The sequence below is a fragment of the Achromobacter veterisilvae genome (assembly GCF_037619525.1).
Lineage (GTDB): Bacteria > Pseudomonadota > Gammaproteobacteria > Burkholderiales > Burkholderiaceae_B > Achromobacter > Achromobacter veterisilvae.
In genome coordinates, this window is sequence record NZ_CP148753.1 from 4,951,440 (window position 1) to 4,969,502 (window position 18,063).

Annotated in this window: 16 protein-coding genes; 6 read left to right on the plus strand and 10 right to left on the minus strand. The window is 68.1% G+C overall.

All coding sequences use genetic code 11. From position 1 onward, the window contains the following. Positions 1-177: 177 nt before the first annotated feature. The 3 genes from WHX56_RS22895 to WHX56_RS22905 form a co-directional block, all read right to left on the minus strand. Positions 178-996, minus strand: coding sequence for a TatD family hydrolase (locus WHX56_RS22895; RefSeq protein ID WP_287753841.1), 819 nt, complete (start codon positions 994-996; stop codon positions 178-180). Positions 997-1,074: 78 nt separating this feature from the next. Further along, positions 1,075-1,764, minus strand: coding sequence for an ABC transporter ATP-binding protein (locus WHX56_RS22900; RefSeq protein ID WP_129242127.1), 690 nt, complete (start codon positions 1,762-1,764; stop codon positions 1,075-1,077). Then, positions 1,757-2,989: a lipoprotein-releasing ABC transporter permease subunit gene (locus WHX56_RS22905; protein WP_244235088.1), complete on the minus strand. Its 1,233-nt coding sequence runs from the start codon at positions 2,987-2,989 to the stop codon at positions 1,757-1,759. The genes WHX56_RS22900 and WHX56_RS22905 overlap by 8 nt, the downstream gene beginning before the upstream one ends. Positions 2,990-3,160: 171 nt before the next feature. Between WHX56_RS22905 and WHX56_RS22910 the strand changes: the two genes are divergently transcribed. Together WHX56_RS22910 and recJ are read left to right on the plus strand one after the other, a co-directional pair. Further along, complete coding sequence (locus tag WHX56_RS22910; protein ID WP_338879108.1) at positions 3,161-4,105, plus strand: hypothetical protein; 945 nt, start codon at positions 3,161-3,163, stop codon at positions 4,103-4,105. After that, positions 4,087-5,787, plus strand: a complete 1,701-nt coding sequence (gene recJ, locus WHX56_RS22915) for a single-stranded-DNA-specific exonuclease RecJ (RefSeq protein ID WP_129242124.1) — start codon at positions 4,087-4,089, stop codon at positions 5,785-5,787. Before WHX56_RS22910 ends, recJ begins: the two co-directional genes overlap by 19 nt. Before the next feature lie 163 nt (positions 5,788-5,950). Here the strand turns inward: recJ and WHX56_RS22920 are convergent, their stop codons facing one another. Beyond that, positions 5,951-7,261 (minus strand): MFS transporter, encoded by a 1,311-nt coding sequence (locus tag WHX56_RS22920; RefSeq protein ID WP_129239520.1) that lies wholly within the window; start codon positions 7,259-7,261, stop codon positions 5,951-5,953. 259 nt (positions 7,262-7,520) lie between these two features. On the opposite strand from WHX56_RS22920, the gene prfB reads away from it, so the two are divergent. From prfB to WHX56_RS22940, 4 genes are all read left to right on the plus strand, one after another. Beyond that, positions 7,521-8,625, plus strand: a protein-coding gene (gene prfB / locus WHX56_RS22925) for a peptide chain release factor 2 (protein WP_129239519.1) whose coding sequence is annotated in 2 segments (ribosomal slippage) — positions 7,521-7,601 and positions 7,603-8,625 — 1,104 coding nt in all. Because the reading frame shifts where the segments join, the coding sequence is not laid out codon by codon here. A 41-nt stretch (positions 8,626-8,666) separates the two neighbouring features. Further along, positions 8,667-9,422, plus strand: coding sequence for an SDR family oxidoreductase (locus WHX56_RS22930; RefSeq protein ID WP_287753846.1), 756 nt, complete (start codon positions 8,667-8,669; stop codon positions 9,420-9,422). 10 nt (positions 9,423-9,432) lie between these two features. Beyond that, complete coding sequence (gene lysS / locus WHX56_RS22935) at positions 9,433-10,956, plus strand: lysine--tRNA ligase (protein ID WP_338879109.1); 1,524 nt, start codon at positions 9,433-9,435, stop codon at positions 10,954-10,956. Between the two features lie 15 nt (positions 10,957-10,971). Further along, positions 10,972-11,292 (plus strand): preprotein translocase subunit TatB, encoded by a 321-nt coding sequence (locus WHX56_RS22940; RefSeq protein ID WP_129239516.1) that lies wholly within the window; start codon positions 10,972-10,974, stop codon positions 11,290-11,292. A 9-nt stretch (positions 11,293-11,301) separates the two neighbouring features. Here WHX56_RS22940 and WHX56_RS22945 read toward each other — a convergent pair whose 3' ends face one another. The 6 genes from WHX56_RS22945 to WHX56_RS22970 are packed head-to-tail and all read right to left on the minus strand — an operon-like array spanning position 11,302 to position 18,063. Then, on the minus strand, positions 11,302-11,928 hold the full coding sequence (locus WHX56_RS22945) for a TetR/AcrR family transcriptional regulator (protein WP_338881821.1): 627 nt from the start codon (positions 11,926-11,928) through the stop codon (positions 11,302-11,304). A gap of 27 nt (positions 11,929-11,955) precedes the next feature. After that, entirely contained in the window at positions 11,956-13,110 is a 1,155-nt protein-coding gene (locus tag WHX56_RS22950; protein WP_338879110.1) for a thiolase family protein, read from the minus strand. Further along, the gene (locus WHX56_RS22955) at positions 13,107-14,966 is read right to left on the minus strand and encodes an AMP-dependent synthetase/ligase (RefSeq protein ID WP_422393615.1); all 1,860 of its coding nucleotides are present in this window, start codon (positions 14,964-14,966) and stop codon (positions 13,107-13,109) included. Before WHX56_RS22955 ends, WHX56_RS22950 begins: the two co-directional genes overlap by 4 nt. After that, on the minus strand, positions 14,963-15,757 hold the full coding sequence (locus WHX56_RS22960) for an ABC transporter ATP-binding protein (protein ID WP_338881823.1): 795 nt from the start codon (positions 15,755-15,757) through the stop codon (positions 14,963-14,965). Before WHX56_RS22960 ends, WHX56_RS22955 begins: the two co-directional genes overlap by 4 nt. A 34-nt stretch (positions 15,758-15,791) precedes the next feature. Continuing rightward, entirely contained in the window at positions 15,792-16,970 is a 1,179-nt protein-coding gene (locus WHX56_RS22965) for an ABC transporter substrate-binding protein (protein WP_287754724.1), read from the minus strand. Between the two features lie 55 nt (positions 16,971-17,025). Then, a complete protein-coding gene (locus WHX56_RS22970; protein WP_129239511.1) occupies positions 17,026-18,063 on the minus strand; it encodes a branched-chain amino acid ABC transporter permease in 1,038 nt (345 codons plus the stop codon).

Here is an 18,063-nt window from a genome sequence, read left to right on the forward strand (position 1 = left end):
CGCAAGGCGCCGATTGGGTTCTTTTAGGGAACGCCAATGATATTCATTCCTATTAATACGTTCAATTATTTGTCAGGTTTTGTTCAGCTAAATCAAAGGTTTCAGACAATTCTTAGAAAAATGACGTATTCACGCAACAACTTCCGTTATCGCGCAGCCAAAAAAACGGGACGGAGATCAGTCGGCGTCGGCCAGAATGGCCGCCGGCAGGCGCGGCAGCACCCGCATGGCGTTGGCCGAGGTGGCATGCGCGACACGGGCGGGCGACACCCCCCGCAGTTCGGCCAGCACTTCGGCGATGCGCGCCAGTTCGCCGGGGCGGTTGCGCCGGTCGGGCGGATGGAGCCAGGCCGGCGGAATGTCCGGCGCGTCGGTCTCCAGCACCAGGTGCTCCAGGTCCACCTCTACCGCGTGGCGGCGGATCTGCAACGCGCGCTCGTAGGTCATCGCGCCGCCCAGGCCCAGCGCGAACCCCTGCTCGATGAATGCCTGCGCCTGCTGGGCGCTGCCGTTGAACGCATGGGCGATGCCGCCGATGCGCGGATGGCGACGCAAGTACTTCAACAGGATGTCCTGCGACTTGCGCACGTGCAGCAGCACCGGCAGGCCAAACTCCGCCGCCATCGCCAGTTGCGCGGCATAGAAGCGTTCCTGGCGCTCGCGCGGTTCTCCCGAGGCGATCTCGGGCACGAAGAAGTCCAGGCCGATCTCTCCGATGGCGATGAAGCGGGGGTCCCCCAGCGCGTCCTCGACGGCGGCGCGCAGCGCGTCCAGGTCGGCGTCGGACGCGCGCCCCACGTAGAGCGGATGGATGCCCAGCGCGTAGGCGCCGCCGGCCGTCCGGCCGGCCAGCTCGCGCACGACGGAGAAATTGGCGCGCTCTATGGCGGGGATGACGATCGCCTCGACGCCCGCCTCGCGGGCGTGGTCGGCGACCTGCCCGCGGTCCGCGTCGAATTCCGCGGCGTCCAGATGGCAGTGGGTGTCGATCAGCATGGGCTCGGCCTCCCGGGGCCTGTTGACACGGAAAGGAGCCGCGCGCGGGCCCCAGCCCCGATTATCCACCCGCCCCGCTCAACCCGAAACCAGGCGGCCGTTTTCCATGAGCAGTTGGCGGTCGGCGCGGGCGGCCAGTTCCGGATCGTGCGTCACGATGGCGAACGCCGTGCCGGACTCCCGGTTCACCCGCGTCAGCAATTCGAACATATTGTGGGCGGTGTGGCGGTCCAGGTTGCCCGTGGGCTCGTCGGCCAGCACGCAGGCCGGACGGGTCACCAGCGCGCGCGCCAGCGCCACGCGCTGCCGTTCGCCGCCGGACAACTGCCCCGGGAAATGCTCTTCGCGGGCGGCCAGGCCCACCAGGCCCAGGACATCGCGGGCGGCCTCCCGGGCCTTGTCGCGGTTCTCGCGGCGCACGATCAGCGGCATCGCCACGTTGTCCAGCGCGGAGAACTCCGGCAGCAGGTGGTGGAACTGGTAGACGAAGCCCAGGCTGCGGTTGCGCACCGCGCTCTTGCGGCTCTCGGACAGCCCGACGGCAAGCTGGCCGTCCACCGACACCGAACCGCTGGTCGGCACGTCCAGGAGGCCCAGGATATGCAGCAGCGTGCTCTTGCCGGAGCCCGAGGCGCCGACGATGGCGACCATCTCGCCGCGCGCGACGGACAGGCTGACGTTGCTGAGCACTTCGATGCGCGCGGGGCCTTCGTCGTAGACCTTGACGATGTTGTCGGCCTGCAGCGCGGGAGTCAGGTTGTCAGTCATGGCGCAGCACCTGGGCGGGTTGCAGGCGCGAGGCGCGCCAACTGGGATACAGGGTCGCCAGCAGCGACAGCACCAGGGAGGTCAGGCCGATGGTGGCGATGTCGCCCATCTGGGGGTCCGACGGCAAGGCGCTGATGAAATAGATTTCGCGCGGCAGGAAATGCACGCCCAGCAGGCCCTCGATGAACGGCACGATCACGTCGACGTTGTAGGCGATGAGGATGCCGCCCGCCACGCCCAGCAGCGTGCCGATGACGCCGATCAGCGCGCCCTGCACCAGGAAGATGCGCGCGATCTCCCGGGGGCCCGCGCCCAGCGTGCGCAGGATGGCGATGTCGGACTGCTTGTCCTTCACGGCCATCACCAGCGAGGACAGCAGGTTGAACGCCGCCACCGCCACGATCAGCGCCAGGATCAGGAACATCATGCGCTTTTCGGTCTTCACGGCCGCGAACCACGTCCGGTTGTTGCGCGACCAGTCGCTGGCCATCACGTAAGGCGGCAGCACCTTCTGCAGTTCGGCCGCCACTTCCGGGGCCCGCTGCATGTCGGCGATGCGCAGGCGCACGCCGGCGGTGCCGCTCTCGCGGAACACGCGGGCGGCGTCCTCGTCGTCGACGAACGCCAGCGAGGAATCGTATTCATAGTGGCCGGACGAGAACACGCCCACCACGGTGAACTGGCGCATGCGCGGCGTGAATCCCGCCGGGCTGATCGAGCCTTGCGGCGCCATCATCAGCAGGGTGTCGCCCAGCTTCACGCCCATGCCGTCGGCCAGTTCGTTGCCCAGCACCACGCCGAAGCCGCCGGGCTTCAGGTCGGTGAGCTTGCCCGAGACCATCTGCCGGGGCAGGTCCGACACATTGCCTTCGGACTGCGGATCGATGCCGCGCACCTGCACGCCGCGCAAGGCCTGCCCCCGCACCAGCATGCCCTGCGCCGCCACGAACGGCGCGCCGGCCTTGACCGCGGTGTTCTTCTCGGCGGCGGACGCGAACTGCTGCCATTGCTCCAGCACCCGCTCCGGCACGGCCCCGGGAATGTAGAGTTCGATGTGCGGCAGCACCGACAGCATGCGGTCGCGCACTTCTTTCTGGAAACCATTCATGACGGAGAGCACGACGATCAGGGCGGCCACGCCCAGCGCGATGCCCGCCATGGAGCTGGCGGCGATGAAAGAGATGAAGCGATCGCGGCGCCCGCGTCGCTGGCGGATTCGGGCCAGCCCGGCGTAGCGGGCGCCTATCCAGAGTTCGTAGGGTATTTTCAGCACGTGCGCATTATGGCATTAACGGGCGGAGGGACGACCCGCACCGGAAAGCACGTTTCGCTTCAGGCTAAGGCAGCGGCCGCGCCGCTTAGTTCCCCGGGGTATAGGGGGCTTACAATCGCCGCCATGCTCATTGTTATTCCGGGCGCCTTGCCCGCCCTCCCCGTCGCTTCGGAACTGGCCAAGCTCCTGCCCGAACGCGCGCCCACCCTGCACGGCTGGCTGCGGGCCGGCGCCGCCCGGCCCGAGGCCTACGACGTGCGCGCCCATGGCTGTACCGCCTTCGAATCGTGGCAACTGTCCCGCGCCGGCTACACGCCCGAGCCGGGACTGCTGCAAGGCGCCGGCCTCGGCCCCCTGCTGGCCGCCGGGCAAGCGGATGGCGGCCAACCCGTCTGGCTGGCCGAACTGGTCCATCTGGCGCTGGGCACGGACCAGGCCACCCTGCTGGACCCCGGCATGATGGACCTGCGCGCCGAGGAAACCGCCGCCCTGCTGGAAACGGCCCGCCCCCTCTTCGAGGGCACGGGCTTCGCCACCGAACCGCTGTCGCCCGAACGCTGGCGCCTGCGGCTGCCGGACGGCCTGCGCCCCCAGACCGCCAGCCCCCTGGCGGTAGCCGGGCAGCGCCTGAACGACTGGTGGCGCCAGGACGCGCAGACGCGCCCGTGGCGCCGGCTGCTGAACGAAATACAGATGGCGTGGCACGGCCACCCCGTCAACGAGGCGCGCGCGGCCCGCGGCCTGCCGCCGGTCAACGCGCTGTGGCTGTACGGCGGCGGCTCGCCCTGGTCTGTCGCCGCGGCCGGCCCCGAACGCGTGCTGACCGGGCTGGACGCCCCCCAGCGCAACGGCGACTGGGCCGCGTGGCTGGACGCCCTGGCCGAACTGGACGCGCAGCACCTGCGCCCGCTGGCCGGCAAGAACGGGCTGCCCGGCACGCCCGTCGAACTGCTGCTGCTGGGCGACGACCGCAAGGCCGCCCTTACCCTGAAACCGCGCGGGGGCCTGCTCGGCTTGCTGCCCGCGCCCAAGAAAAACTGGAGCGCCTGGTGGTCTCACCCCGCTTGACTGTCCGCCCGTCCGACCTGGACGCCTGCCGCGTCCTGGAAGCCTCGGGCATCCATCCCCTGCTGGCCCGCCTGTGGGCCGCCCGCGGCGTCACCCATCCCGACCAGACCCGGCTGGCCTGGCCGTCCCTGCTGCCGCCCGCCGGCCTGACGCATTCGGCGCATGCCGCCGGCGTGCTGGCCGACGCCATCCAGGCGGGCAGGAAGCTGCTGATCGTGGCCGACTACGACTGCGACGGCGCCACCGCCTGCGCGGTCGGGCTGCGGGCCTTGTCCGCCATGGGCGCCGACGTGGACTTCCTGGTCCCCAACCGTTTCGAGACCGGCTACGGCCTGTCGCCCGCCGTCGTGGAACTGGCCTGCCGGCACCGCGCCGGCAAGCCCGACATCATCATCACGGTGGACAACGGCATCGCCAGCGTGGACGGCGTGGCCGCGGCCAACGCCGCGGGCATCGGCGTGGTGGTCACCGACCACCACCTGCCCGGCGACACCCTGCCGGCCGCGCTGGCCATCGTGAACCCCAACCAGCCCGGCTGCGGCTTTCCGTCCAAGAACCTGGCGGGCGTGGGCGTCATTTTCTACATGATGCTGGCGCTGCGCGCCGAACTGCGCCGGCGCGGCGTGTACGCGCCCGACGGCGGCCCGCGCCTGGACGCGCTGTCGGACCTGGTGGCGCTGGGCACGGTGGCCGACGTGGTCAAGCTGGACGCGAACAACCGCCTGCTGGTCACCCAGGGCCTGCAGCGCATGCGCACGGGCCGCCTGCAGCCCGGGCTGCGCGCCCTGTTCGCCGTCGCGGGCCGCGAACCGCGCAGCGCCAATGGTTTCGACCTGGGCTTCGCGCTGGGCCCGCGCATCAACGCCGCGGGCCGGCTGGCCGACATGAGCCTGGGCATCGCCTGCCTGACCACCGACGACGAGGCCCAGGCGCTGGAAATGGCGCGCGAACTCGACAACATCAACCGCGAGCGCCGCACGATCGAGGCCGAGATGCGCGAACAGGCGCTGGCCGCCATGGAAGAGCCGAACGCGGCCGCCGGCGCCACCGTCTGCGTGTTCGATCCCGGCTGGCACCAGGGCGTCGTGGGACTGGTGGCCTCGCGCCTGAAGGAAAAATTCTGGCGGCCCACGCTGGCCTTCGCGCCCGCCGGCGACGACGAAATCCGCGGCTCCGGCCGCTCCATCCCGGACGTGCACCTGCGCGACGCGCTGGACCTGGTGTCCAAGCGCCACCCCAACCTGATACGCAAGTTCGGCGGCCACGCCATGGCGGCCGGCCTGACGCTCGGCCGCGAGGATTTCGCCGCCTTCGCCCCCGCCTTCGACGCCGCCGTGCGCGAACTGACCGGCCGCGATGCTTTCGAGCCGGTCATCGAGACCGACGGATCGCTGGAATCGGGCTATGCCAACGCCGACGTGGCCGGCATGCTGCAACAGCAGGTCTGGGGCGCGGGTTTCGCCGCCCCCCTGTTCCTGGACGAATTCGTGGTGCGCAACCAGCGCCTGGTCGGCGAAAAGCACCTGAAGCTGTCGCTGGAACGCGGCCACCAGCGTTTCGACGCCATCTGGTTCGGCCACGACCAGTCGCTGCCGGAACACATCCAGGCCGCCTACCGCCTGGAGCAGAACGTCTGGAACGGGATGGTGTCGGTGCAGTTGGTGATCGAGCACGCGGGCTGACCGATGCAAGGTGTCAGACACCCGTACGAGATGCCGCCCCGAACCGGGGCCGGTCGTCACGGGTGTCTGACACCGAACGGCGAAGACGGCCTCTTGCGGCCGCATGGGTTGCGCGCGATGGGCGCTGGCGTTCTAGTTTAAGGACTCTCGCGCTGCACCCATCCTACTTATTCACCAACTTGGCCGGCTGCGCCAACGCCACCAGCGCGCCCACCACCAGGCAGCCGGCCAGCATATACAGCCCGGTATTGGTCGTCCCAGTCATATCCTTCAGCCAGCCCACCAGGTAAGGACTGACGAACCCCGCCAGATTCCCCACCGAATTGATGAGCGCGATGCCGGCCGCCGCCGCCGTGCCGCCCAGCAAGGCCGTGGGCAGGCTCCAGAACAGCGGCAGCACCGTGCAGATGCCGATGTTCGCCACCGTCAGCGCCAGGATGGCCAGAACCGTATTGCCGCTCCACACGGCCGAGAAGAACAGGCCCAGCGCGCCGAACAATGCCGGCAGCGCGACGTGCCAGCGGCGTTCGCGGTGCCGGTCGGAATTGCGCGAGATCAGGATCATGCCGATCACGGCGAACAGGTTGGGCACCGCGGTCAAGAGGCCGATCGCCAGCGGGCTTTGCACGCCCGTGCTCTTGATCAGCGTGGGCATCCAGAACCCGACCCCGTACAGCCCCATCACGAACGAGAAATAGATCAGCGCCATGGCCCACACGCGCGGCTTGGCCAGCGCGGCGCGGATCGGCGGATCCTCTTTTTCCTGCTCCTCGGCGGCGATGTTGCGGATCAGCACGGCCTTCTCGCTGGCGGTCAGCCACTTGGCGCGGTTGATGCGGTCGTCGAGATACACCAGCACCAGTATCCCGATGATGATGGAAGGGATGCCCTCCAGCAGGAACAGCCATTGCCAGCCCGACAGGCCGTGGTCGCCGTGGAAGGTGCTCATGATCCAGCCCGAGACCGGGCCGCCGATCAGTCCGGACATGGGCACGGCGGTCATGAAGAAGGTGGTGATGCGCCCGCGCCGCGCGGCCGGATACCAATAGGTCAGGTACAGGATGATCCCCGGGAAGAACCCGGCTTCGGCCGCGCCCAATAGGAAGCGCAGGGCGTAGAACATCTGCACGCTGGTCACGAACATCATGCACGCGGAAATGATCCCCCAGGTGATCATGATCCGCGCGATCCAGACCTTCGCGCCGACTTTGTGCAGGATGATGTTGCTGGGAATCTCGAACAGGAAGTAGCCGATGAAGAAGATGCCGGCGCCCAGCCCGTACACCGTTTCGCTGAATTGCAGCTCCTGCAGCATCTGCAGTTTGGCGAAGCCTACGTTGACGCGGTCCAGGTAGGCCACGACGTAGCACACCACCAACAGCGGCACCAGCCGCCAGCCTACCTTCCGGTAGATCCGGTCCTCCTCAGTCGCCGGGATCACCGGCGAGACCCCGGGGGCCATCGTGTTTTCCATCTATGTCTCCATTCCTCTGTCGGGATAGGCCGGCGGCAAGCCGGCGCGGGTGGCGGTCCGAGGTCCCGGATGGGAACACTGCGGCCGATATGCGCAGCCTAGAACCGCATAGTTGACAAAAGACTGAACAACTTCACCGTATCCAAGGAAACCCTTATCCTTCATCCGTCCCCCACCCTTGCAAGATCGGCCCACGCGCCGGGACCAAGCGCGGTAAAATGCCAGGTTTCGCACAAAAGTCATCAAGACAGGATCAATCATGGAAGCCGAACGTCAGAACCAGCTCGCAGCCCGCCTCGCCGACTACGCGGAGCGCGAACAGGCTCTACGGAGGTATCTTTGACTACGATGCCAAAGCTGAACGCCTGCAAGTCGTAAACGCCGAACTCGAAGACCCGGCGGTCTGGAACGACCCCAAGCACGCCCAGGACCTGGGCCGTGAAAAGAAGGCCCTGGAAGACGTCGTGGAAACGCTGACGGCGCTGGGCTCGGGGCTGGCGGATTCGAACGAACTGTTCGAACTGGCCGCCTCGGATGACGACGACGCCACGCTCGAATCCATCGAGCAGGACGCCACCGCCTTCCAGGAAAAGCTGGAAGGGCTGGAATTCCGCCGCATGTTCTCCAATCCGGCCGATCCGCTGAACTGCTTCCTGGACATCCAGGCCGGCGCCGGCGGCACGGAAGCGCAGGACTGGGCCTCCATGCTGCTGCGCCAGTACCTCAAGTACGCCGAACGCAAGGGTTTCAAGGCCGAAGTGCTGGAAGAATCCGAGGGCGAAGTCGCGGGCATCAAGTCCGCCACCATCAAGCTGGAAGGCGAATACGCCTTCGGCTACCTGCGCACCGAAACCGGCGTGCACCGCCTGGTGCGCAAGAGCCCGTTCGATTCGTCGGGCGGCCGCCATACCTCGTTCGCCAGCGTGTTCGTCTACCCGGAAGTCGACGACTCCTTCGAAGTCGAAGTGAACCCCGCCGACCTGCGCGTGGACACCTACCGCGCCAGCGGCGCGGGCGGCCAGCACATCAACAAGACCGACTCCGCGGTCCGCCTGACCCACATGCCCACCGGCATCGTGGTGCAGTGCCAGAACGACCGTTCGCAGCACCGCAACCGCGCCGAAGCCATGCAGATGCTGAAGTCCAAGCTCTACGAGCTGGAAATGCGCAACCGCATGGCCGAACAGCAGAAGCTGGAAGATTCCAAGACCGACGTGGGCTGGGGCCACCAGATCCGTTCCTACGTGCTGGACCAGAGCCGCATCAAGGACCTGCGCACGAACGTCGAAATCTCCAACACGCAGAAAGTGCTGGACGGCGACCTGGACCCCTTCATCCAGGCCAGCCTGAAGCAAGGCATCTGAGTTTCGCGACACTCCCATTCACCGCACCCCGAGGTTCACGAATGTCCGACACCATCGCAATTCTCACCGGCGCATCGCGCGGCATCGGCGCCGCCATGGCCCGCGGCCTGGCCAAGCCGGGCACGCGCCTGATCACGCTGGCGCGCCGTGAAGATCCCGAACTGGCCGCCTACGCGCGCGCCCAGGACGCGCACCTGGAACAGATGTCCGTGGACCTCTCGGACCTGAACGCGGCGCAGGCGGCGGCAGAGCGCATCGCCGCGTCGCTTCCGCGAGACGCGAAACGCTACCTGCTGATCAACAACGCGGGCACGGTGCACCCCATCCTCGGCACCGGCGCGCTCACCGACGGCGCGGCCATCGCTTCCGCCTTCAACCTGAACGTCTCCGCCGTGATGCTGCTCACCGCCCGCTTCCTGGCCGCCGTCCAGGACCTGAAGGCCGACCGCCGCGTGCTCAACATCTCCTCCGGCGCGGGCCGCAATCCCAACGCGGGCTGGGGCGTGTACTGCGCCACCAAGGCCGCGCTCGACATGTACTCGCGCGTGGTCAAGCAGGAACAGGGTGCCGACGGCGCGCGCATCGTCGCGCTGGCCCCCGGCATCGTCGATACCGACATGCAGGTCGCCATCCGTTCCAGCGATCCGGAGAACTTCCCGGCGCTGTCCAAGTTCCAGGACTTCCACGCGACCGGCAAGCTGTCCTCGCCCGCCAACGTGGCCGCCCGCATCCTCGCCTACCTGGATCGCGAAGATTTCGGCACGACCGAAATCGACGACATCCGCAATTACGACTGATTTCCCTACCATGACCGACCACTCGACCGCTCCGGCACCCGCCCAGGATGAAAACCGCTTGATCGCCGAACGGCGCGCCAAGCTGTCCAAACTGCGCGAAACCGGGGTCGCGTACCCCAACGACTTCGTCCCCGACGCCCGTGCCGCCGCCCTGCACGACAAATACGACGGCGAGGAGCAGGAAGTCCTGGCCGCCAACCCCATCGCCGTCAAGGTCGCGGGCCGCATGATGCTCAAGCGCGTCATGGGCAAGGCCAGCTTCGCCACGCTGCAGGACAGCACCGGCCGCATCCAGATCTACCTGGACCGCGGCACCCTGGGCGAAGACAGCTACGCCGCGTTCAAGCAATGGGACATCGGCGACATCATCGCGGTCGAAGGGTCGGTCTTCAAGACGAACAAGGGCGAACTGTCGGTGCACGCCGCCAGCGCGCGCCTGCTGTCGAAGTCGCTGCGCCCGCTGCCCGACAAGTTCCACGGCGTGGCCGACCAGGAACTGCGCTACCGCCAGCGCTACGTCGACCTCATCATGACGGACGCCACGCGCCGCACGTTCGAGGCGCGCAGCAAGGCCATCGGCAGCATCCGCCAGTTCATGCTGAACGCCGGCTTCCTCGAAGTGGAAACCCCGATGCTGCACCCGATCCCGGGCGGCGCGGCGGCCAAGCCCTTCGTCACGCACCACAACGCGCTGGACATGGAAATGTTCCTGCGCATCGCGCCCGAGCTCTACCTGAAGCGCCTGATCGTGGGCGGCTTCGAGCGCGTCTTCGAGGTCAACCGCAACTTCCGCAACGAAGGCGTCAGCCCGCGGCACAATCCCGAATTCACGATGATGGAGTTCTATGCGGCCTACGCGGAATACCGCTGGCTCATGGACTTCACCGAAGAACTGATCCGCCAGGCCGCCATCTCGGCCACCGGCAGCGCCGTGCTCACCTACCAGGACCGCGAGCTGGACCTGAGCAAGCCGTTCGACCGCCTGACCATCTGCGAAGCCATCCTGAAGTACGCGCCGGTCTACACCCAGGCGCAACTGGACGACCCGGCCTTCGTGCGGGCGGAACTCAAGAAGCTGGGCGCCGACGCCGACGGCCCGGTGCTGTCGCGCGCCGGCCTGGGCGCGCTGCAACTGGCGCTGTTCGAGGAAACCGCCGAAGCCAAGCTCTGGAACCCCACCTACATCATCGACTACCCGGTGGAAGTGTCGCCGCTGGCGCGCGCCTCGGATACCCGCGAAGGGATCACCGAGCGCTTCGAACTCTTCATGACCGGCCGCGAGATCGCCAACGGCTTCTCCGAGCTGAACGACCCCGAGGACCAGGCCGAGCGCTTCCGCGCGCAAGTCGAGGCCAAGGACGCCGGCGACGAGGAAGCCATGTTCTACGACGCGGACTACATCCGCGCGCTGGAATACGGCATGCCCCCGACGGGTGGCTGCGGCATCGGCATCGACCGCCTCGTCATGCTGCTGACCGACAGCCCCAGCATCCGCGACGTCATCCTCTTCCCGCACCTGCGCCGTGAAGACTGACGGGCCGACGGCATCATGATCTTCAAGATCCTGATGCTGCTACTGGTCGTGGCGGGGCTGGTCTACTGGATCAAACAGCCCCGCAGCGTCCAGGCGGCCGCCCCGTACGCGCCGGCGCGGCCGCGCCGGCCGGCCTTCGTCGCCCTGTGCGTGGCCGCCGCGATCTCCACCGTCGCCTCCCTCTTGAGCGTCGTGTTGTGGATGGGCAGCGTGGCGGGCGGCGTCACCGGCGGCGGCTATCGCGGCGAAGCCGATTTCCTGCTGCCCGTGGCCGGCTCCCTGCTGGCCTTGGCCGTCGCCTGCGCCGTGGGCGCCTTCCTCAAGCGCCGCGGCTGAGCCCGGCTTTCAGACCGGCCATCTGCCGGCCCCCGCCGGCAGCGCCGGCAGCGAGGCCTGCAGCATGGCGTCGATGAACTCGGCCGGCTGCAGGCGGCCGCCCGGCTTGTACCACTGCACCGTCAGGTTCATCGCGCCCAGCACGCAGCGCTTGATGACCCGCGCATCGCCCGCGAGCAGGCCCGCGTCCACCGCCGCCGCGACCGCCTCCTGCCACATTTCCTCGTAGCGGCCGCTCAGCGATTTGACGACGGCCTGGCTGGGCGCGGACAGGCTGCGCCATTCGTACACCAGCGCGTTCATGGCGTCGCCGCCCGCGCCGTGCAGCATGCTCCACATATGCACCCGGAACAGCGCGGCCAGGCGGTCCGCCGGCGCCTGGTAATGCGCCAGCGCCTGCTCGCCCCCGTCGATCACTTCCTGGATGCCGTTGTTCATCACGGCCACCAGGATTTCCTCCTTGCTGCGGAAATGATGGAACAGGCTGCCGGACTGCAACCCCACGGCCCGCGCCAGCTCGCGCACGGTGGTGCGTTCGTAGCCATGGCGGCAGAACAACTGCCCCGCCGTCAGGATCACCTCCCGCCGGCGTTCGGACTCCGATCGTTCGTCCCGTCCCGCGGCGGCGGCCGGCATCGCGGTTGCGCTCTTCTCCATCGCCGGTCACTGCCTCTGGATGATGGTCGCGCAAGCCATGCCGTGCCCGATGCACATTAGCTGCATGCCCAGTTCGCCTTCGGTGGCCTCCAGGCCCGCGAGCATCTTGGCGATCAATCCCGCGCCGGTCGCGCCCAGCGGATGCCCATGGGCGATCGCGCCGCCCCAGGGGTTCACCCGCGCGAGGTCCGCGCCCATCTCGCGCTGCCAGGCCAGCACGACGCTGGCGAACGCCTCGTTGATCTCGACCCAGTCGATATCCCGCAGGTCCAGGCCGGCGCGCGCCAGGGCCAGGCGGGCCGCGGGGATCACGCCGGTCAGTTGCAGCACCGGGTCCGATCCCACCGCCACCCGCGCGAGGAAGCGCGCGCGCGGCCGCAGGCCGTCGGCCAGCGCCGTATCGCGGTCCGCCAGCAGCACAGCCGCCGCGCCGTCCGCAAGCTGGCTGGCGTTGGCCGCCGTCACGCTTCCTTCACCGGGCGGCCTTAAGGCCGGCGCCATGGCCGCCATGCGGCCGGGGTCCGTGTTCTCGCGGATGCCCTCGTCGCGATCGGCCTGCGCGTGCGGCACCGGCAGCAGTTCGGCATGGCGGCCCGCCCGCGCCGCGGCCCAGGCGCGCGCATGGCTCTCGCGCGCCCACTCGTCCATGTCCTGCCGCGACAGTTGCCAGCGTTCCGCGATCCGCTCCGCGCTTTCGATCTGGTGTATCAGCGGATAGCATTCCAGCAGCTCGGGATTCAGCGAATCGAAGCCGCGGAATTCCTCCCGCCCCAGAGTCACGTCCAGGAACATCGGCACGCGGCTCATGCTCTCCACCCCGCCCGCCACCACGTAGCGCATATCGCCCGCGGCGATGGCCTGCGCCCCGAAATGCACGGCCTGCTGGCTGGACCCGCACATGCGGTTCAAGGCCACGCCGGGCACGCTCTCGGGCAGGCCGGCCAGCATCGCGGCCAACCGGCCGATGTTGGCGCCCTGCTCGCCCGCCTGGCTGACGCAGCCCGCGATCAGGTCCTCGACCTTGCCGTCCGGCAGGCCGGCGCGCGCCAGCAGGCCCCGCACGGTCCGGGCCAGGAGCGCGTCGGGCCGCGTGTCCGCCCACCATCCGCCGCGCCGGCCGAATGGCGTGCGCACGGCCTCCACGATCACGGCTTCGTTCATGCGGTCGTCTCCTCGATGTAGAGCGCCTCGATCTCGCCCGCATAGCTGCGGTAGATGCTGGCGCGCCTGACCTTCATGGTCGCGGTCACTTCGCCGTCGTCGTGGTCCAGTTCCTTGGTCAGCAGATGGAAGCGCTTGATCTGCGCCACCGGCGCCAGGCCGGCATTGGCGCGCGCGACTTCCTGCTGGATCAGGTCGCGCACCGGCGCGGACTCCGCGAGCGAACGGAAATGCGTGAAGGCGATGCGGCGCGACTCCGCCCATTTGCCCACCGTGTCGAACTCAAGCTGGATCAGCGCCGACACGTACTTCCGCCCATCGGCGATCACGATGCACTCCTTCACGTAGGGGCTGCCCTTGACCGCGTTCTCGATCTCGGAAGGCGTCAGGTTCTTGCCGCCCGCCGTGATCATGATGTCCTTCAGCCGGTCCACGATGCGCACGCGGCCGCCCTCCTCGGCCACCACGTCGCCGGTATGCAGCCAGCCGTCGCGCACCGTGTCGGCCGTCGCGTCCGGGTTCTTGTAATAGCCCTGGAACACCATGTCGCCGCGCACCAGCAGTTCGCCCGCCTCGCCCATCCGCCACTCCACGCCCAGGATGGGTTCGCCCACCGTGCCCACTTTCACGCGGTCCGGATGCTGGCCGAAGATCATGCCCGCCGACTCAGTCAGGCCGTACACCTCCACCAGCGGCACGCCCAGCTTGCGGAAGTGGCGCACTACGTCCGGGGGAATGGGCGCGGCCCCCGTCATCGCCACGCGCACCCGCCGCAGCCCGATGAAGTTCTGCAGCGCGCGCAGCACCAGCCAGTACCACAGCCAGCGCGTCAGCCGCTCGCCGGCCGTGTACTGCGCCGGCGACTTCTCCAGGAAGGGCGCGCACGATTCCAGCGCGCGGCGGTACAGCCATTGCTGCGCGCGCCCCGCTTCCTGCATCTTGATCGAGATGGCGGCGTGCAGCTTCTCCCAGATGCGCGGCACGCCCAGGAAGATCGTCGGCGCCACCTCGCGCAGGTCTTCCTGCACCGTCCGGATCGACTCGCCGAAATTCACCTGCGTCCCCAGGTAAATGGGCACGAAGGTGGACAGCATCTGCTCCGCCACGTGGCACAGCGGCAGGTATGACAGGTGCACGCTGCCGCGGTCCATCGCCAGCCGGTCCGCGATGCCCGGCGCCACGCCGCGCATGTTGCGGTAGCTCAGCATCGCGCCCTTGGGCTTGCCGGTGGAGCCGGATGTATAGATCATGAGCCCCGTGTCGTCCAGCCGCTGGCGGTCCAGCATCGTGTCCAGCGCGGGCAGTTCGACCGCCTCGCGCCCCGCGCCGTCGGCCTCGACCTCGGCGAACGTCACGATGCGCTCGCGCTCGGCCGGCCCATAGGAGCGCAGGCCCTTGCTCTCCATCATCACGATCCGCCGCAAGAGCGGCAGCCGGTCGGCCACCTGCAGCACCTTGTCGGTCTGTTCCTGGTCTTCGCACACCACCAGTTCCACGTCGGCGTGCTCCAGCACATAACCCATTTCCTCGGCCGGGCTCGTGGCGTACACGCCCACCGCCACGGCGCCGACCGCGCCCGCCCCCATCTGGGCCAGCAGCCATTCCACGCGGTTCTCGGCCACGATGGCCACCCGTCCGCCGGCGCCCAGGCCCAATGCGCGCAGCCCCAGCCCCACGCGGCAGGCCCGCCGCCAGTACTCGGACCATGAGATAGGCTTCCAGATGCCGAAGTCCTTCTGCCGGATGGCGATGGCGCCGGGCCGCCGGCGGGCCTGTTCGCGCAGCATCTGCGGCAAGGTCAGTTCCGGCCATGCGCCGGTATCGGCCGCGAAGGGATTGCGTTCCTTGTCCATCATGAGAGCCAGCGCTTGCGGCGCTTGTAGTGCTTGATATCGCGAAAGCCGCGGGCCTCGCCCGTGCCGCCCACGCCCAGGTAGAACTCGCGCACGTCCGGATCCGCCGCCAGTCTGTCCGCACTGCCGTCTATCACCACCTTGCCCGTCTCCATGATGTAGCCGTAGTGCGCCACCGCCAGCGCCACCGACGCGTTCTGCTCCACCAGCAGCATCGACACCCCCTGTTCCCGATTGATGCGGGCGATGATGGAAAAAATGCTCTCCACCAGCATCGGCGACAGGCCCAGCGAGGGCTCGTCCAGCAGCATCAGCCTGGGCTGCGCGATCAGCGCGCGGCCGATGGCCAGCATCTGCTGCTCGCCGCCCGACAGGTAGCCGGCCAGCCCCTTGCGCCGCTCGAACAGGCGCGGGAAGTAGGTATAGACCAGATCGAAGTCCGCGCGCGCGCCCGGCCTGCCCGTCAGCGCGTAGGTCGCCGCCACCAGGTTCTCCTCCACGGTCAGGTCCTCGAACACGCGGCGGCCTTCCATCACGTGCGCCAGGCCGGCGCGCACCAGGTTCTGCGGTTTGGCGCCGGCCGTGTCGCCGCCGTCGAAGACGATGCGCCCGCGCACCAGCGCGCCGTCCTCCAGGTCCAGCAGGCCGGACACGGCCTTCAGCGTGGTGGACTTGCCGGCGCCGTTGCTGCCCAGCAGGGCCACGATGCTGCCCGCCGGCACCGACAGGGACAGGCCGCGCAGCACCTGCACCGCCTTGTTGTAGACGACTTCGATGTTGTTGATATCGAGCACCGCCTGCGCGTCGTGTCCGGGGTTCACAGCCGCCTCACTTCAGCACGATCCAGTCGGACGCCGGCACCATCTGCTTCTGCTTCACGTCGGCGCGGTAGATCCGGCCCACGGGAATCGAGTTGCCCTTGATCGTGACCGGCACGCCGATCAGGCCGCCCGTGTCGAAGTCCTTGATGCCGTCGAGCGCCGCCTTCATGTTGGCGCCGGTCAGTTCCTTGCCCGCGTCCAGCGTGCGCTTGGCCACTTCGGTGAACAGCATGGCGGCCAGGAAGCCCTGCATATAGCCCGTGCTCTGGTACTGCGGGCGCATCTCGCGGATCTTCTTCAGCATGGGCGCGTCGCCCTCGGTGTCGTAGTAGTAGCGGTAAGGCATCACGCCCATGAAGCCCTCGGCGTCCTCGCCCATCTGCATCACCGTCGAGTTGTCCATCGTCCAGAACGTGCCCATGTAGCGCGTCTTCAGGCCCATGCGCTTGCCCTGCCCCACGAACTCGGGAATCGGCGCCAGCACGTAGCCGTGGAAGATGGTGTAGTCGGGATCGGCGCGGCGCAGCTTGATCACTTCGGTCGACACGTCCACGCTGCCCGGCGGGGTCATGATCTCGGTCGCGACCTTCAGCCCGAGCTTTTCCGCCACCGCGCGCGAACTCGCGATCGGGTCGCGCCCGAACTCCGTGTCGGAATACACGAACGCCACCTTGGCGCCGGGCTGCTCCTTGGCGATGTAGCGCAGCAGGATGCCGAACATTTCCGTGTAGTCGGGCCCCAGCATGAATTGCGCGGGATACTTGGCCGGGTCGTTCAGTTCCGTGGCGAACGACGCGCCGGTCATGAGGATGTCGCCGCTGCGGTTCAGCTCGGCGTTGATCGTCTTGGAAAAGCCGGTCGAATCGCCGTAGTAGAAATTCACTTTGTTCTGGCTGGTGATCTTCTTGAACGCGGCCACCGACGCATCCACCTTGTAGGCGGTGTCTTCGGGCACGTAGCGCAGCTTGCGTCCCTTCACCCCGCCCTGCTCGTTGACGATCTTCACGTAATCGGTGATGCCGGCGTGAATGCCCTGCCCGGCGAAGGCGAAGACCCCGCTCAGCGGGATGGACCCGCCCAGCACCAGGTCCTCCGCCGCGTGGGCGGCGGGCGCCGCCAGGGCCGCCGCCAGGCCCAGCGGGGCCAACAACCTCGATAAACCGCTGCCGATCCGGATGCGCTTCATGGTTTGTCTCCTGAGGGTCTTATGGATGGCCGCCGCCGCGCCGCTCGCGCAGGGCTCAGGTGCGGAAGGGCCAGAGGTGGAAGAAACGGCGCACTCGCCGCCAGATTTCCGCGAGCCCGTGCGGCTCGAAGATCAGAAAGCCCACGATCAGCAGGCCGAAAACAATGGTGCGCACCGGCGAGATCAGGCGCAGCGCGTCGCCGCCCACCGGCAGCCACCCGACGATGAGCTTCAGCAGTTCCGGCACCATCGTCATGAAGAGCGCGCCCAGAATGGAGCCCAGGATGGAACCCATGCCGCCCACGATGATCGCCGCCAGGAAGAAGATCGACATGATCAGCGGAAAGCTCTCGGGCGTGACGACGCGGAAGAAATACGCCCACAGGCCGCCCGCCACGCCCGCGTAGAACGACGACAGACCGAAGGACAGGAGCTTGTAGCGCAGCAGCCGGATGCCCAGCACCTCGGCCGAAATGTCGCGGTCGCGGATGGCGATGAAGGCGCGGCCGATGCGCGTGCGGAACAGGTTCGCCGCGCCCAGCACCATCAGCGCGGTCACGGGCACGATCAGCCAATAGATCTTGAACGACGTGTCCAGGTCCACGCCCAGCACCCGCGCCGGCGGCACCTGCAGCCCCGCGGTGCCGCCCGTGAATTCCCAGTTCGCGAAAATGAAATGCGCGATGAACGAGGCGGCGATCGTGGAAATGGCCAGGTACAGTCCCTTCACCCGCAGGGACGGAATGCCGACCAGGATCCCCCCTGCCATCGCCACCGCTCCGCCGCCCAGCAGGTTGACCAGCACGGGCGTGCCCAGGCGCAGCTCCATCACCGCCACCGTGTAGGCGCCCAGGCCCATGAAGGCGGCCTGCCCCAGGCTGACCAGGCCGGTATAGCCGGTCAGGATGTTCAGCCCCGTGGCGCTGGCGATGTTGATGGCCACCAGGCAGGCCAGGTACAGCCAATAGGCGTCCGCCATGAACGGGAACAGCGCCAGCGACGCGGCCAGCAGCGCCAGCCACGCCCGCTGCACGCGGGTATCGAACAGCGCTTCGTCGGCAAGATAGGTCTGCTTCGCAGTCGCGATGCGCAT